This window comes from Keratinibaculum paraultunense (assembly GCF_016767175.1).
In the GTDB taxonomy this organism is placed as follows: domain Bacteria; phylum Bacillota; class Clostridia; order Tissierellales; family Tepidimicrobiaceae; genus Keratinibaculum; species Keratinibaculum paraultunense.
The window spans coordinates 879,270-894,914 of record NZ_CP068564.1 but is presented as its reverse complement, the minus strand read 5'-3'; the positions used below and the strand labels follow the sequence as shown (position 1 = coordinate 894,914).

Genomic DNA, 15,645 nt, shown 5'->3' with positions numbered 1-15,645 from the left:
TTCAACTCCTATCTATAGGTACATGTCTAGATATATTTAATAAAATACCAATAGCTGACATATATAATATTAATGAAGTACCTCCATAGCTAACAAATGGTAAAGGTATTCCTGTAGGAGGTATGCAAGACGTTACAACACCAATATGAATTAATGATTGTATAGTTATTAAAGCCACTATTCCTGTTGCAAGTAAACATCCAAACAAATCTTCTATATTTAAGGCTATTCTAACACCTCTCCATATTAATAAAAAGAATAGTATAATAACAGTTAAAGCCCCTAAAAACCCTAGTTCCTCTCCAATAATGGCAAATATAAAATCATTATATGGTTCAGGAATATAAAAAAATTTTTGCCTACTTTTCCCTAAACCTAATCCAAACAATCCTCCAGAACCTAAAGCATATAGGGATTGTACTGCCTGCCATCCTGTATCAATTTTGTCAGCAAACGGATCCAAAAAACTAGTGACCCTTTTCATTCTATATTTATGTTCCTCATCAGTTATAGCTTTAAATAATCCTAAACCTGCTATAATCATTAAAAAAAACATATGAGATATCTTCATACCTGCTACAAACAACATACTTATAAGAGTTCCTGCCAATGTGATAGTAGTCGATAGATCCTTTTGAGAATATATTATCCCGCAGGAGATTCCTACAATAACTAAAGCTGGTAACAAACCCTTTGTAAAATTTTTAATCTTTTCTTTTTTATTAGATAAATAAGCTGCTAAAAAGATAATTGATCCAAGTTTTATTATATCTGAAGGCATAAAAGTGGTAAAGCCAAGATTTACCCATCTTCTCGCTCCTTTTTTAGTATCCCCTAGAGGTGTAAAAATCAACAATCCACTAAGTATAGAGATTATATAAATAAACCAAGACATTTTCTTTAATCTTCTATAGTCAAAATTCATAAAAAAAAGTAAAGCAACAAAACCTAAACCTGCTGCAAATAATTGTTTTTTTAAAAAATAGTAACCATTATTAAAAGTCTTAATTCCTTCTGGCCAAGATGAACTAAACACCATTATTATACCAATAATTACCAATAGTAAAGTAGATAGAAGTAAGGTAAAATCAGGAGCTCTTTTTTTAACTTTTTTAGCCATGCTATTCCTCCTTCAAACCATATACTATCTGTTTAAAATGCTCCCCTCTAGTTTCAAAACTATCATACATATCCCAACTAGCACATGCTGGAGAAAGCAACACATTATCTCCCTGTTCAGCCAACTCAAAGCTTTTTTTAACTGCCTCTTCCATATTTTCTACTAAATAAACCTTATCAAAACCATGTTTAATTGCAGTTTCCTTTAATTTATATTTAGTTTCTCCTAAAAGTACTAGTGCCTTAACTTTACCTTTAAAAGATAATATTAAGTCATCAAATTCAGTTCCCTTATCCATACCTCCAGCTATTAATATAATAGGGCTATCTACAGCTTCAATAGCTTTAATACTAGCATCCGAATTTGTACCTTTAGAATCATTATAAAATTTGACTTCATCTATAGTAGTTACGTATTCTATCCTGTGTTCTACTCCAGGAAAAGTTCTAAGTACATCTCTAATAATATCTATATCTAATCCCATGATCCATGCAATCGCTACACTAGCAAGGGCATTTTCTAAATTATGCTCTCCAATAATTTTTACATCTTCAGTTTTAAGTACTTTTTCAACTTTTATTCCGTCATCTATCACAATATATCCATCTTCAATGTATATTCCTTTAGAAAGCTTATTTTTCACACTAAACCATATTAAATTAGATTTTACTTCATCTTTCATATTCCTTAATAAAGGATCATCATAATTTAATACCGTGTATTCATCTTTGCCTTGATTTTTAAATATTTTTTTCTTTGCTTCTATATAGTTTTCAAAAGTCTTATGCCAATTTAAATGATCTGGAGTTAAATTTAATATTAAACTTACTTTTGGTTTAAATTCAATAGTATTTTCCAATTGGAAACTACTAGCTTCAATTACAAATATATCATCATCTTTAGAATTTATCATATTCCATAAAATCCCTACGCCAATATTGCCTACTACAAAAACATTATATCCAGCTTTTTTAAAATATTCTCCTGTTAAAGTAGTTGTAGTGGTTTTGCCATTAGTTCCAGTAATAGCAATTATATTTTTATTAGGATTTAATCTATAAGCTAATTCTAAATCTGTAATTACTTCTATACCCTTTGATTTGGCATCTTTTAAGACCTGTAAATCTAAAGGCACTCCTGGACTTTTTACTATTAAATCTATATTCTCCAAAGAAACTTCATTCGTTCCTAACCTATATACTATATCTATATCTTTAATCTTATCTATATAATTTTTTAATTCATATTGAGTTTTTATATCGCTAACAATTATATTAGCTCCTAGTTTATCTAATGCTTTAACAGTGGATACCCCACTGATTCCTAATCCTAATATAAGTATATTTTTATCATTTAAATCCATTTTTACACCTAACTTTCATATTTAATTTAAACTAATTACTCCTATTAAACATAATATAACGGTAATGCTCCAAAATACTACTACAATCCTTGTTTCATCCCAACCTTTTTGTTCAAAATGATGATGAAGAGGACTCATTAAAAATATCCTTTTACCAGTAAGTTTATAAGAAATTACTTGTATTATTACTGATAAAGCTTCTACAAAATATATCCCACCAACTATTGGGATCATCAGCGGTAAATTTAATAGTATTGCTATAGCTGCTACTGCTCCACCCAGAGCCATAGAGCCTGTATCACCCATAAATACTTTAGCTGGGTAAGCATTATATATTAAAAATCCTAAACATGCACCAGTCAGTGCTGCAGAAAATATCGATATACTACCCATTCCCCAATTAAGAGCAATTAGCCCAAAAAACGATAATACAATCAATGTAACCCCTGATGCCAAACCGTCTAATCCATCAGTTAAATTTACACTATTTACCGTACCCACAACTACAAATGCAATAAAAGGTACATATAATACACCTAAATCCAAATATCTATTATTTAAGAAAGGAACTATTACCTTTGTTCCCAACATAGATATTTGAGACTGATAAATTGCTAAAATTATAGCTAATATTATTTGACCAATTAATTTTTGATAAGGTTTAAGCCCTAAAGAACTTTGATTGACAACTTTTAAATAATCATCAATAAATCCTATCAATCCAAATCCAAAAGTGGATATCAGCAATATATACATATCCCTATTCAACATTCCAGAAGTTACAGTAGTTATAAGTAATGCTATAAGCATTATTATTCCTCCCATAGTAGGAGTACCAGATTTTGCAAGATGAGTTTTTGGCCCATCATCTCTCACGTTTTGACCAATTTTATGCCTTTTTAATAGAGGAATAATTATTGGTCCTAAAATAATAGTTATTATAAATGAAATAAGAATAGTTCTAATTATATCTAAATATTCAACCATACGTCTTCTCCTCTCTTGTATATCTTACTATTATTCTTTTATATCTTTTAGTATATCTAATACTATCTGTTTTTCATCAAATGGAATAATCTTATCTTTAATTATAGTATAAGTTTCATGACCTTTTCCAGCTAATAATATAGTGTCTTTAGGTCTAGCATTCGATAAAGCATATTTTATAGCCTCTTTCCTATCGGTAATTGGAATATATTTTCCATTTACTCTTTCTATCCCTACTATTATATCCTCAATAATCTTATCAGGATCCTCATACCTTGGATTGTCCGATGTTACTATAGCTAAATCTGCATATTTTGCAACTGTTTCTCCCATTATGGGTCTTTTAGCTCTATCTCTATTACCTCCTGCTCCAAATACTACAACTATTCTTCCTTCTGCAAACTGTTTAATAGTAGATAAAACTTTTTCTAATCCATCAGGAGTATGTGCAAAATCTATAATCACACTATAATCTTCTTCTATAGGCACTAATTCGAATCTACCCTTTATACCGTTAATAGATTCAATACCTTTTTTTATGCTAAATAAATCTATATCATAATATATTGCACATGCTGCTGCTGCTAAAACATTATATACATTAAATTTACCAAGTAATTTCATGTTAATAGGTATAGAGCCCTTTGGGCAATTTAATATAAAATCCACTCCCTTTGGATGGCAAACCACATTAGTAGCATAAATATCAGATTTTTTTTCTATTCCATAAGTAATTACTGGAATAGAATTTTCCAAATCCTTTAGAATTCTCCTTCCGTATTCATCATCTACATTAATAATATTACAACCACTGGTCATATTAAATAATCTTAACTTGCTTTTATAATAGTTTTCCATATCTTTATGATAATCCAAATGATCTTCTGTTAAATTAGTAAATATACCTACTTTAAAATCCATATATTCAACTCTCTTTAAATCCAATGAATGAGAAGATACTTCCATAGCACAAAATTGGATACCTTTATCTACCATTTCCTTTAAATATTTATGAGTTAAATTTGATTCTGGAGTTGTATTTGTATTGTCTATAACATCATTGTCTATAACTATTCCCATGGTACCAATTATACCTGTTCTTTTGTCAGATGCTTCAAATATACTTTTAATCAAATATGTAATTGAAGTTTTCCCATTCGTTCCTGTAACTCCTATTAAATTTAATTTCTTAGAAGGTTCACCATAAAATATTGAAGAAAATTTAGCCAACGCTAATTTTGTATCATCTACTTTCACAACAGTAACATCTTGACCAATTGCTATTTCCTTTTGAACTACAACACATATAGCCCCATTCTCTATAGCCTCATTAATGTACTTATGCCCATCTACTGTAAAACCTTCTATTGCCACAAACATATTTCCTTTACTTATTTTCCTAGAATCATGTTCTATTCCATTAATGCATATATTTGTACTACCTTTTAATATTTCAATTTCATATTCTTCTATTAAATTTTTAAGTTTCAAATCTTACACCCGCTTTCATATTAGTTAACATAATTAATTAGAAAACTCAACTTCAACAATGGAGTTAATGTCAACTTCTGTTCCTGGTTCTGGTCTTTGTATTATAGCTTTTCCTTTCCCTTTAAAATGATATTTTAATTTTAAATTTTCCAATATATTTATTACATCTTCTCTAGACTTTCCTATTAAATTTGGCATTATAACTTTCTGTTGCATTTTAGTATCTTCATCTAAATAAAGATCTATTACGGAGCCTTTGGATACTTCTGTTTCTGGCAATGGAAATTGATCTATCACTTTAGACTTTTCTGATATATTATAAGTATCAGTAGTATATCTAAATCCATGTTCCATAAGTATTTTACCAGCTTCTTCTATAGTCTTGTTTCGCACATCAGGAACTTTTTCCATATATTCAAATTGTTTTTTCTCCTCTTCTGTAAACTCTGGTTTTATATCTAAATAGCTTAAAGTCTCTTCTATAATTTTACCTGCTACTGGAGCAGCTACACTTCCTCCATAATATATTCCTTGTGGCTCATCTAATATTACCAATACAGCAATTTTAGGATCATTTGCTGGAGCCACAGCTACAAAAGAACTTATATATTTCCCAGGTGCATATTTCCCATCTATTATCTTCTGGGCAGTCCCAGTTTTACCTGCAACCCTATATCCTGGAACATAGGCATTTGTTCCTGTACCTTTTGAAACTACTGATTCCATCATATCTAACATTGTTTCTGATGTACTCTTTGAGATCACTTGTCTTTTTACTTTAGGTTCATTTGTTTTTACTATATTCCCTTCATTATCAATTAAATGAGATACCAATCTAGGTTGCATTAAATTCCCACCATTAGCTATGGCAGAAACTGCGTTTATGAGCTGCATAGGAGTCACAGCTATTCCATGCCCATAGGACATAGTAGCCAAATTTATTTCTTTTATAATATCAGTATTATATGGTATAATTCCTCCCTGTTCACCAGTTAATTCTATACCTGTAGGTTCCCCAAATCCAAAAGCTTTAATATATTTATATAGTTTTTCTTTCCCTAATTTCCTCCCTAATTCCACAAATACAATATTACAAGAATTTTCCATGCCTTCTTTTAAAGTCTGTGGTCCATGAGGATTGTACCATCGGGAACATTTCAATACTGCTCCAGGTATATCTCTAATAAAACCATTACAATAAAATTTTGTATCTGCATTAGCAATATTTTCTTCAATAGCTGCTGATGCTACAATTGTTTTAAAAGTAGAACCCGGTTCATATGCATCATTTATGGCAAAATTCCTCCACATATCATACCATCTTTTTTCTAACTCGTCTTGCGGTAGGTTCTTCCATTCTTCTTTTTTAGCATCATCTAAAGGTTCTCTAGGATTATTAGGATTATATTGAGGTAAATTTGCTAAAGCTAATATATCCCCTGTTTTTGGTTCCATTATAATTATGGATACATTTTTTGCTTTAGTTGTAATCAAAGATTCCTTTGCTGCTTTTTCAGCAAAATGTTGTATAACTTCATCTACTGTCAAAACTACATTTAATCCGTCTTGCGGTTCAAATATTCTTTCACCATCATAAGGCAATTGTCTTCCTTTAGCATCAGTAACTTTAACCCATCTTCCTGGACTACCAGATAAATATTTATCATAGGTCTTTTCTACACCATATAAACCATCATTATCTATACTGGTAAAACCTAATATATATGCTGCAAAATCTTCATATGGATAAAATCTTTTATTATCATCTACTATGTTTATACCTGATAAATTTAAATTTCTTAACTCTTTAGCTTCTTCCTTAGATATCCATTGTTTTATCTTTTCTATATTTGTCTTTTTAGTTATCTTCTCATAAACTATATTTTCATCCATATCTAAAACTTCTGCTACTTTTTTAGCTGTTTCTTTAGGATTTTTTATGTCTGCAGGACTTGCCCACACAGTATAAGAGCTAATATTTATAGCAAGTTTTTTCCCATTTCTATCATAGATTATTCCTCTCTTAGGCTTAATTTCAATGCCTCTAGTCCATTGTTTCAACGCATCTTTCTTCAATTCTTCCCCAGTTACTATTTGTATATATCCTAATCTAATAATTAAAGCTAGTATAGCTATTAATACAATCACAAAAACAATTACCAATCTTTTTTTTGAAACATTACTAGGTGCAATCAAACTTAAAACCTCCTAAAACAAACTTATAATCTTATTTAAAACATTTTTTAATTGTGCTACTATTTTTATATCTCCTTCTTCTTCGGTAAGAAATTTATCATTTATATCTAAATACACTATCTGTTCTTCAGTAGGATAGTCCATACCTAATTTTGTTATAGCTTCTTCTTCAATCTTCGTAGAACTTTTAACAGCTTCTAGCGTCGCTACTAAAGCTTCTTTTTCCTTTATTAGCTCTACTTTCTGATTTTCCAATTCGGTTATATCTAATCTAATCTTTGTCATACTTGCGTATCCATATAATATAAGTAAGCACATTGCTAAACTCATAATAGATATAATAATAGCTATAAATTTAGACTTAGATTTTTTCTTTTTTATCCTTTTTTTTCTATACTCTTTTTCTTTCTGGATACGTTCTTTTTCCTTTTGAATATATTCTTCTTCTGGATAATAATGTTCTAATTGCTTATTAGCCACTACCAATTTATTCGTCACTCCTTTGTTTTAGAACTTAAATTCTCTCACCAATTCTCAATTTTGCACTCCTAGCTCGTGGATTTTCTGCAATTTCTTTTTCTGTGGGTATAATTGGCTTCTTAGTTATTATTTTCAATTCTCTCTTCTTGTCACAAATACAAATAGGAAATTCAGGTGGACAAATACAATCCTTATTTAACTCCTTAAAAGTTTCTTTCACTATTCTATCTTCTAAAGAATGAAAAGTAATAATACATAAACGTCCACCCTTATTAAGCATCTTATTTATACTAGGTATAGCTAATTTTAGTACCTCCAACTCTTTATTTACTTCAATTCTTATAGCTTGAAAAGTTTTCTTTGCAGGATGATGCCCTTCCATTCTTACCTTTTTAGGTATAGCATTTTTTATAATCTCAACCAACTGTAATGTTGTATCTATAGACTTTTTTCTTCTTTCATCAATTATAAATTGCGCAATTCTTTTTGCCCATCTCTCTTCTCCATATTCCCAAATTATCCTTTCTAAATCCCTCTCTGAATAAGTATTTACTACATCCCAAGCTGACAATTTTTGAGTATTATCCATCCTCATATCCAATGGTGCATCTTTTTGATAAGAAAATCCTCTTTCCCTCTCATCTAATTGATGAGAAGAAACTCCTAAGTCTAGTAGTACTCCATCAACTTTCTCTATTCCTAAATTTAATAATATATTTTCTATGTTTACATAATTATCATGTATTAATATTACTTTATCTAAATGGTCTTCTAACACATCTTTTGCCTTATTTAACGCATTTATATCCTGATCTATCCCTATAAGTTTTCCTGTTGTTAATTTGTTTACTATTTCAATAGAATGACCAGCTCCACCTACAGTACCATCTACATATATCCCATCTTCCCTTATATTTAACCCTTCTACTGCCTCTTTAAGTAATACAGGTTTATGTTCAAATTTCAAATTTTACACCTCTACTTTATTAAATTCCCAATTCTGCCATCTTTTCAGCAATATTATCATAACTTAAACTATCATCTTCATTATATTTATCCCATTCCTCTTTACTCCAAATTTCAATTCTAGTAGAAACTCCAATAATAACTCCATCCTTTGAAAGCCTTGCATGTTCTCTTAAGTTGCTAGGTATAAGAACTCGACCTTGCTTATCTAATGTACATTCTGAAGCCCCTGAAAAGAAAAACCTTACAAAAGCCCTTGCATCTCTATTGGTAAGGGGTAAAGCTCTTAACTTTGCTTCTAATATCATCCATTCCTCTTTCGGATATACAAAAAGACAATTGTCTAATCCCTTAGTCATGATAAATTCATCACCCAAATCCTCACGGAATTTAGATGGAATTATTAATCTACCCTTATCATCTATTGTATGTTGATATTCTCCAATAAACATATTTCCCACTCCACTTCGTACCACTTTACCCCACATACTATTAATTCTATACCATTTTATTAAATCCTGCTACAATTTTAAAAAATTTTTATAGTCCATTAGTCTCATTTTACAAAGTTCTACTTTTTTCAAACATATTCTTCACAAAAAATAAAAAAAGGCCTTCTTTAAACAAAATTAAGAAAGCCTTAAAATTTATCTATTAGTCATATTATTTTTTACTTTTCCTACGGATATTAAAATATATAAGGGGTATTATAATCCCTATAATACTTACCAATTGTGCTACTCTCAAAGGTCCTACCATTAAACTATCCGTTCTAAGTCCTTCTATAAAAAACCTGATACTTGAATATAATATTAAATATAACAAAAAAACTTCCCCAGATACTTTTGACTTATTTCTCCTATACCATATTAAGAATAAAAAAATTAAAAAGTCCCCTATAGACTCATATAAAAATGTAGGATGAACTTTTACTCCATCAATTATTATGCCCCAGGGTAAATCTGTAGGAATTCCATAAGCCTCTTGATTTATATAATTTCCCCAGCGTCCTATAGCTTGACCTAATGCCAAACTAGGAGCACACACATCTGCTATTTTCCAAAAATCTAAATTTCTCTTTCGTGAAAATACTATAGCTACTATAATACTAGCTATTATAGCTCCATGAATAGCTAATCCTCCACCTCTAAAATTCAATATCTCCTTTGGATTTTGTTTAAAATAATCCCAAGTGAAAGCTACATAATAAATTCTAGCACCAATCAAAGCCAAGGGAATAGCATACAATAATAAATCAATTAAATTATCTTCACCAATTCCTATTCTCTCAGCTTCTCTTAATGCTAAAATAGCCCCTAAAACTACTCCTATTGCTATTAATATACCGTACCACATAATCTCTATACCAAAAATTTTAAACGCTACAGGATTCATCATATGTCACCTTCCTTTAATCTCATCATATTTATAAGTATAGCACAAATTGAATATTTTACACTAATACATTACATTAAGTTTTATATGGGATTTCCTAAAAAATATATAGTATCAGCTTTGATTTGTTGAAAAGCCTCCATTATATCTTTATTACTAATCATATCTATACCCAATAATATTTCCTCAATTGTTCTATTATCCTCCATAATAATATTGCTAAAATAAAAATCTGATAATAATAATTTGTTTTCATATATATAACTAATACCATTCCTTATAAGTCCTTTAGAAAAAGCTACATCTTCTTTTGTAAAAAAACCTTTCTTCATATTTTCAATCTCTGTTCTTATATTATCTAATGTTACTTCAAAATCCTTTGAAAATACATACCCTTCTATTATCATACAAGATTTATGTTTACAAATTATACAATTGATATTATAATCCATGTTTTTTAATTTAATATCTAAAATTTTACTAGCTATCATTAGTCCATTATATAAAAAAGATTCATAGGGTATTCCACTTCTATATCCAAGTACCAATCGTCCTGGTTCCAAGTATCTATTTTCATAGACCATGTTTTTAATATACACATTCCCATTAACAAATTCTCTTTTAAGTTTAAATACATCTTCTCTTTCCTGCTTAAAAAAGTCTATTGTATACTTTATTAAATCCTCATCAAAATCTCCAATATAAAATATTTCAATAACTGCCTTAGACAATACTTTATGATAATGTTCATAAAGTGTTTGATTATCAATTACATCTAAATCCTCTATATATCCAAAATAATGGAGACTAAAATTTTCGTTTTTATACATCTCTTCAATACAACGTTCTAAAGAATAAGTCTTTTCATCTTTAATCCTATTTTCAATAATTCCCTTTAAGTAATCTTTTTCCTTTAGTATATTCTTTTGACTAAAAACATCTTCTACAGGATATGGATTGTATATTAAAGATTTGAGTATATTTATTAACTCCATAAAATTTGCTTTATCCTTATAACTTTTCAATCTTGGTCCTTCAACAGAAAAACTTATAACTTGTTTTTCTCCCTCCTTTAATAATCTTACACTTAAACTGGAACAATTTAGTTCTTCTAATTTTTTTTGCACCAGTAAATCCTCTATTCTCCTTTTTAATACCAAATACAATAATGCATTCTTAGTAACATCTTTTCTTGTTAAAGGCATAACAAAATAGATATTTAGTAAATTAGCTTTAAATTTGTCTGTAAAAATTAAATTAAGATTAATACCTTGTTCAATATTTTTTCTTCTTAATCTTATATCCAAATATTCCCAACCTCCCGCAATTTATTATATTTATAATACTAATATTATTCATATAAATAAAAACCCAGTCATATGACGGGTTTTTATTTATTCTTTTTTTAGTTTGTCTATTATCCTATTTATTTCTTTGACATGTTCATCATAAGGTCTCCCATTGGCTAAAGATTCTATGATACTTTCTATTTGGTCAAATACTTTTTTATTATCCGTTATGAACACCTGCCTAATCATAACATCGTTTTCTAATACAGTATTCATTATCATCTCCTTTACATCATCGTTAAAAGTAGCATCTTCAGCCATTTCTACTGCCACCACAACTACATCATTAAAAATAATGGAAGTTGCATTATCTATGCCGTATAAATCAACTACTATATTAGATATATTTTCAGAACGAACTAATATATCATAATCCTTACCACCTACATTTATTATTACATCTTCTTTCATATCTTCTTCACCAGTATGTTTCTCAACCTTGCAACTTGCCAAAAATATACTACATAATATTGTAATTAAAATAAACCCAATAATATACCTATATCTTCCTTTCAATATTATCCCTCCCCATCTATACATAGTCCAAAATTTTTATTCAATTTTTTGCAGTATATAATATAGTTTTTCATAAATAGCAAATTTTATAACAATAAAAAATAATTAATATATTTTATATCACGTAAAATTTAAAATATAAAACAAATTTAAAAAATAACTTTTATTATTTTATCCTTATTTATTCTAAATAAATTCTTATTCATGTTATTGAATATGATCTTACTATGATGTATAATTATCTTTGTGCAAAATTTATGCAATCTGAAAGGAAGATTTATATGAAATTAGGAATAGTGGGATTACCAAATGTAGGAAAAAGTACTCTTTTTAATGCATTAACAGCAGCTACGGCTGAAGCAGAAAATTATCCTTTTTGTACTATAGAACCTAATGTAGGAATAGTTCCAGTACCTGACGAAAGGCTAAAAATGTTAGCTCAATTAGTAAAACCTGAGAAAGTTACCCCTGCAACTATAGAGTTTTTTGATATCGCTGGACTAGTAAAAGGAGCTAGTAAAGGAGAAGGTTTAGGAAACAAGTTTCTATCTCATATTAGAGAAGTTCAAGCTATAATCCATGTGGTTAGATGTTTTGAAGATCCAAATGTAACTCATGTAGAAGGAAAAATTAGCCCTTTAAATGATATTGAAATAATTAATTTAGAATTAATGTTATCTGATTTAGAAATTATTGAAAATAGACTATCTAAAGTTGAAAAATTAGTTAAAGGAGATACATCCTATAAAAAAGAACTAGATTTATTAAATAAATTAAAGTATTCCATAAACAAAAATATTCCCCTAAGAAATCTAAAGTTTACGCCTGAAGAAATGGATTTGATAAAAAACTTTAATTTACTTTCATTGAAACCAGTATTATATGTATGCAATATTTCAGAAGAGGAATTAATAGATGTAGAAAAAAATAATTATGTAAAACTAGTAAAACAATATGCAGAAAAAGAAGGATCTCAAGCAATAGCCATTTCTGGTAAAATCGAATCAGAAATAGCACTTTTGAACGAAGAAGAAAAAGAAATATTTTTAAATGAATTGGGACTTAAAGAATCTGGACTAGATAAACTCATAAAAGCAAGCTATGATCTATTAGGACTTATGAGTTTTTTAACTGCAGGACCAAAAGAAGTAAGAGCTTGGACTATAAAAAAAGGAACTAAAGCCCCTCAGGCAGCAGGGAAAATCCATTCTGATATGGAAAAAGGTTTTATAAGAGCTGAGGTAATCAATTATAAAGATTTAATAGAATGTGGCAGTATTGCTACAGCTAAAGAAAAAGGATTGGTAAGACTAGAAGGCAAAGACTATATAATGCAAGATGGAGATGTAGTATTATTTAGATTTAATGTGTAACAGAAAATTTATCGATTTATAGACCGCGCCATCCTCCTATAGGTATGGCGTTTACCTTTAATTGCGATAGAATAGGTCATAATATTTTCAGGAGTTGCCATACCAGGAGACATGCCACAATCTCCTATATGATGTATATCTGCACCTACCATCTTGCTATATATTGCTATATTTCTAATAGTATATTCATCAGCACCTTCTTGAGATGTACCTATTGATGTCATTGCTAATTTGTCCTGGAAATGAATATAATCTACCAAACCTTTAACATAATCAATAGTCATTCCAGGTACAGTACCTGGTGCAGGAATTAAAATTACATCGCTACCAGCTTCTATAAATTCACCTATCAATTCTTCGTTAACAATACTTATCCCTGATTCTTTAATGCTACCTGAGCTATGCATCTTACCTGCTGCTATAATTACATCATCTCCTATAGTCTGTTTTATTTCTTTTATGCTCTTAATAATTTGATTATTGGTAACTCCCGTTTTAGGATTTCCTGTTAAAAGTATCATATCTACCCCTTGATCTACTAATTTCTTCACATTTTCTACAGTTGCTAACCTTCCACTTGATAAAGCAATTCTATCAGGTATTTTCTCATCTAAATCTACTGGTTCCAAATTTACTCCTATCATTCTTCCAGTTAGCTCTTTTACGTATTCTATAACTTTTTTTGAATTTATTGATGGTATACCTTCTATTTTAGGATTTTCTGCATCAAATAAATTTAGTAGTATTATATCAGCACCAAAAGCGGCTGCTAGTTCAACATTACTTACATCCCAAAGAAGAGGTGGTGCAACACATATAATTTCACTAACTACAGTTCTACCCTCTCCCAATTTAATACTTGTTAATTTTTGACTTTTATTCATATAATATATATCAGAAGCATCTAAATCCAATATTCTCTTAACCATGTCAATTCCTCCTAATGGATTTTATAAAAGAATATGGTGATTAATTAATCACCATATTGCTTTATAATTATTTCTTTTTCAATGTTTCTAATGATTTCTTTATCTCGTCAGCTACTAACTCAGCCTTTGTACCTACGACTACCTGTACATTTTTATCAGAAGGTCTTAAAAGGCCAGAAGCTCCCAATTGTTTTAACGCCTCTTCATCTATTATGGAACTGTCATTCACAGATAATCTAAGTCTAGTAATACATGAGTCCACCTCTACTAAATTATCTGCTCCACCTAATGCATTAATATAAGCTAAAGCAATGCCGCCTATTCCTTTTTCTTCAATTAATTCCTCTACATCCTCTCCTTTCTCTATATCCACTCGACCAGGAGTTGGTAAGTCTAACTTGTTAATTGCAAATACAAATATAAAATAATAAATTATCCCAAATACTATTCCAACAGGAATGAGTAACCATCCATTAGTAGCTAATTTCATATAAAGGAAATAGTCTATAGCACCTGCTGAGAAGCTAAAACCATGTTTTATGTTTAACATATAACATACGGCCATTGATAGACCTGTAAGTAAAGCATGAATTACATAAAGAGATGGAGCTAAAAACATAAACATAAATTCTATAGGTTCAGTAATACCTGTCAAAAATGAAGTAAAACCAACGGAAAATAAAGCTCCACTTACTTCCTTTTTGTTTTCAGGTTTTGCAGTTTTATACATTGCCAAAGCTGCCCCTACTAAACCAAACATCATAATTGGATAGAATCCTGCCATAAATATTCCTGCATTAGGATCACCTGCTAGAAATCTTCCATAATCTCCTGTTCTACCTCCAAATTCACCAAATATAAACCATACTATATTGTTAATAACATGATGCAATCCCACTGGAATAAGAAGTCTATTTAAAAATCCAAACATAAATACTCCTAAGGCACCTGCTCCTATCATCCAATTAGCTGCTGCATCTATACCATTTTGGATAGGAGGCCAAATAAATCCAAATATAAGCGCTAATATAATACATGCAAAACCTGTAACAATGGGAACAAACCTTCTTCCACCAAAGAAACCTAACCACTCTGGTAATTTAATATCATGATATTTATTATATAAATTCCCTGCAACTATTCCTGCAATAATACCTCCTAGTACTCCCATGTTAATGGTATCATTGATAACCTGTGCACCTGCTGTTAAAACATAATAGCCTACTGCTCCTGCTAAACCTGCAGCACCAGAATTATCAAAAGCAAAGCCAACTGCTACCCCTATGGCAAATATCATAGGAAGATTTCCTAGTATTGCATCACCAGCTGATGAAATAAATGGAATGTTTAATACATCATCAGCTCCAAGCCTCAATAATATTCCAGCAATTGGTAATACCGCTACTGGTAACATGAGAGCTCTACCTAGCTTTTGAAGTTTACCAAAGAAGCCTTTCATCTAAAATACCTCCTTCGAGTT

General features: G+C 29.8%; 14 protein-coding genes. 1 reads left to right on the top strand and 13 read right to left on the bottom strand.

Going from position 1 to position 15,645, the window contains the following annotated elements; genetic code table 11:
- Nucleotide 1: 1 nt before the first annotated feature.
- From ftsW to JL105_RS04285, 11 genes are all read right to left on the bottom strand, one after another.
- The gene (gene ftsW, locus JL105_RS04335) at nucleotides 2–1,120 is read right to left on the bottom strand and encodes a putative lipid II flippase FtsW (RefSeq protein ID WP_132025970.1); all 1,119 of its coding nucleotides are present in this window, start codon (nucleotides 1,118–1,120) and stop codon (nucleotides 2–4) included.
- A 1-nt stretch (nucleotide 1,121) separates the two neighbouring features.
- Entirely contained in the window at nucleotides 1,122–2,483 is a 1,362-nt protein-coding gene (murD, locus tag JL105_RS04330) for a UDP-N-acetylmuramoyl-L-alanine--D-glutamate ligase (protein WP_132025968.1), read from the bottom strand.
- A 21-nt stretch (nucleotides 2,484–2,504) separates the two neighbouring features.
- On the bottom strand, nucleotides 2,505–3,470 hold the full coding sequence (gene mraY / locus JL105_RS04325; RefSeq protein ID WP_132025966.1) for a phospho-N-acetylmuramoyl-pentapeptide-transferase: 966 nt from the start codon (nucleotides 3,468–3,470) through the stop codon (nucleotides 2,505–2,507).
- A 30-nt stretch (nucleotides 3,471–3,500) separates the two neighbouring features.
- Complete coding sequence (locus JL105_RS04320; RefSeq protein WP_132025964.1) at nucleotides 3,501–4,961, bottom strand: UDP-N-acetylmuramoyl-L-alanyl-D-glutamate--2,6-diaminopimelate ligase; 1,461 nt, start codon at nucleotides 4,959–4,961, stop codon at nucleotides 3,501–3,503.
- 33 nt (nucleotides 4,962–4,994) lie between these two features.
- On the bottom strand, nucleotides 4,995–7,157 hold the full coding sequence (locus JL105_RS04315; RefSeq protein WP_132025962.1) for a penicillin-binding transpeptidase domain-containing protein: 2,163 nt from the start codon (nucleotides 7,155–7,157) through the stop codon (nucleotides 4,995–4,997).
- 12 nt (nucleotides 7,158–7,169) lie between these two features.
- Complete coding sequence (locus JL105_RS04310; protein ID WP_202690622.1) at nucleotides 7,170–7,643, bottom strand: hypothetical protein; 474 nt, start codon at nucleotides 7,641–7,643, stop codon at nucleotides 7,170–7,172.
- Between the two features lie 28 nt (nucleotides 7,644–7,671).
- Nucleotides 7,672–8,604, bottom strand: a complete 933-nt coding sequence (rsmH, locus tag JL105_RS04305) for a 16S rRNA (cytosine(1402)-N(4))-methyltransferase RsmH (RefSeq protein WP_132025958.1) — start codon at nucleotides 8,602–8,604, stop codon at nucleotides 7,672–7,674.
- Nucleotides 8,605–8,623: 19 nt separating this feature from the next.
- Nucleotides 8,624–9,055 (bottom strand): division/cell wall cluster transcriptional repressor MraZ, encoded by a 432-nt coding sequence (gene mraZ, locus JL105_RS04300; RefSeq protein WP_132026270.1) that lies wholly within the window; start codon nucleotides 9,053–9,055, stop codon nucleotides 8,624–8,626.
- Between the two features lie 211 nt (nucleotides 9,056–9,266).
- A complete protein-coding gene (gene lgt / locus JL105_RS04295) occupies nucleotides 9,267–9,998 on the bottom strand; it encodes a prolipoprotein diacylglyceryl transferase (RefSeq protein ID WP_132026268.1) in 732 nt (243 codons plus the stop codon).
- 83 nt (nucleotides 9,999–10,081) lie between these two features.
- Nucleotides 10,082–11,305 (bottom strand): insulinase family protein, encoded by a 1,224-nt coding sequence (locus tag JL105_RS04290; RefSeq protein ID WP_132025956.1) that lies wholly within the window; start codon nucleotides 11,303–11,305, stop codon nucleotides 10,082–10,084.
- Nucleotides 11,306–11,392: 87 nt separating this feature from the next.
- Nucleotides 11,393–11,863, bottom strand: coding sequence for a YhcN/YlaJ family sporulation lipoprotein (locus JL105_RS04285; RefSeq protein WP_158279972.1), 471 nt, complete (start codon nucleotides 11,861–11,863; stop codon nucleotides 11,393–11,395).
- Nucleotides 11,864–12,144: 281 nt separating this feature from the next.
- On the opposite strand from JL105_RS04285, the gene ychF reads away from it, so the two are divergent.
- Nucleotides 12,145–13,236, top strand: a complete 1,092-nt coding sequence (gene ychF, locus JL105_RS04280; protein ID WP_132025952.1) for a redox-regulated ATPase YchF — start codon at nucleotides 12,145–12,147, stop codon at nucleotides 13,234–13,236.
- An 8-nt stretch (nucleotides 13,237–13,244) separates the two neighbouring features.
- Here ychF and JL105_RS04275 read toward each other — a convergent pair whose 3' ends face one another.
- A complete protein-coding gene (locus JL105_RS04275) occupies nucleotides 13,245–14,165 on the bottom strand; it encodes a DUF7916 family protein (RefSeq protein ID WP_132025950.1) in 921 nt (306 codons plus the stop codon).
- Nucleotides 14,166–14,232: 67 nt separating this feature from the next.
- Nucleotides 14,233–15,624 (bottom strand): N-acetylglucosamine-specific PTS transporter subunit IIBC, encoded by a 1,392-nt coding sequence (gene nagE / locus JL105_RS04270; protein WP_132025948.1) that lies wholly within the window; start codon nucleotides 15,622–15,624, stop codon nucleotides 14,233–14,235.
- Between the last annotated feature and the right edge of the window lie 21 nt (nucleotides 15,625–15,645).

Excerpts from the sequence above, each read along its gene's own strand:
- ftsW (WP_132025970.1), bottom strand. The coding sequence starts at position 1,120 with ATGGCTAAAAAAGTTAAAAAAAGAGCTCCTGATTTTACCTTACTTCTA.
- murD (WP_132025968.1), bottom strand. The coding sequence starts at position 2,483 with ATGGATTTAAATGATAAAAATATACTTATATTAGGATTAGGAATCAGT.
- mraY (WP_132025966.1), bottom strand. The coding sequence starts at position 3,470 with ATGGTTGAATATTTAGATATAATTAGAACTATTCTTATTTCATTTATA.
- mraZ (WP_132026270.1), bottom strand. The coding sequence starts at position 9,055 with ATGTTTATTGGAGAATATCAACATACAATAGATGATAAGGGTAGATTA.
- lgt (WP_132026268.1), bottom strand. The coding sequence starts at position 9,998 with ATGAATCCTGTAGCGTTTAAAATTTTTGGTATAGAGATTATGTGGTAC.
- ychF (WP_132025952.1), top strand. The coding sequence starts at position 12,145 with ATGAAATTAGGAATAGTGGGATTACCAAATGTAGGAAAAAGTACTCTT.
- JL105_RS04275 (WP_132025950.1), bottom strand. The coding sequence starts at position 14,165 with ATGGTTAAGAGAATATTGGATTTAGATGCTTCTGATATATATTATATG.
- nagE (WP_132025948.1), bottom strand. The coding sequence starts at position 15,624 with ATGAAAGGCTTCTTTGGTAAACTTCAAAAGCTAGGTAGAGCTCTCATG.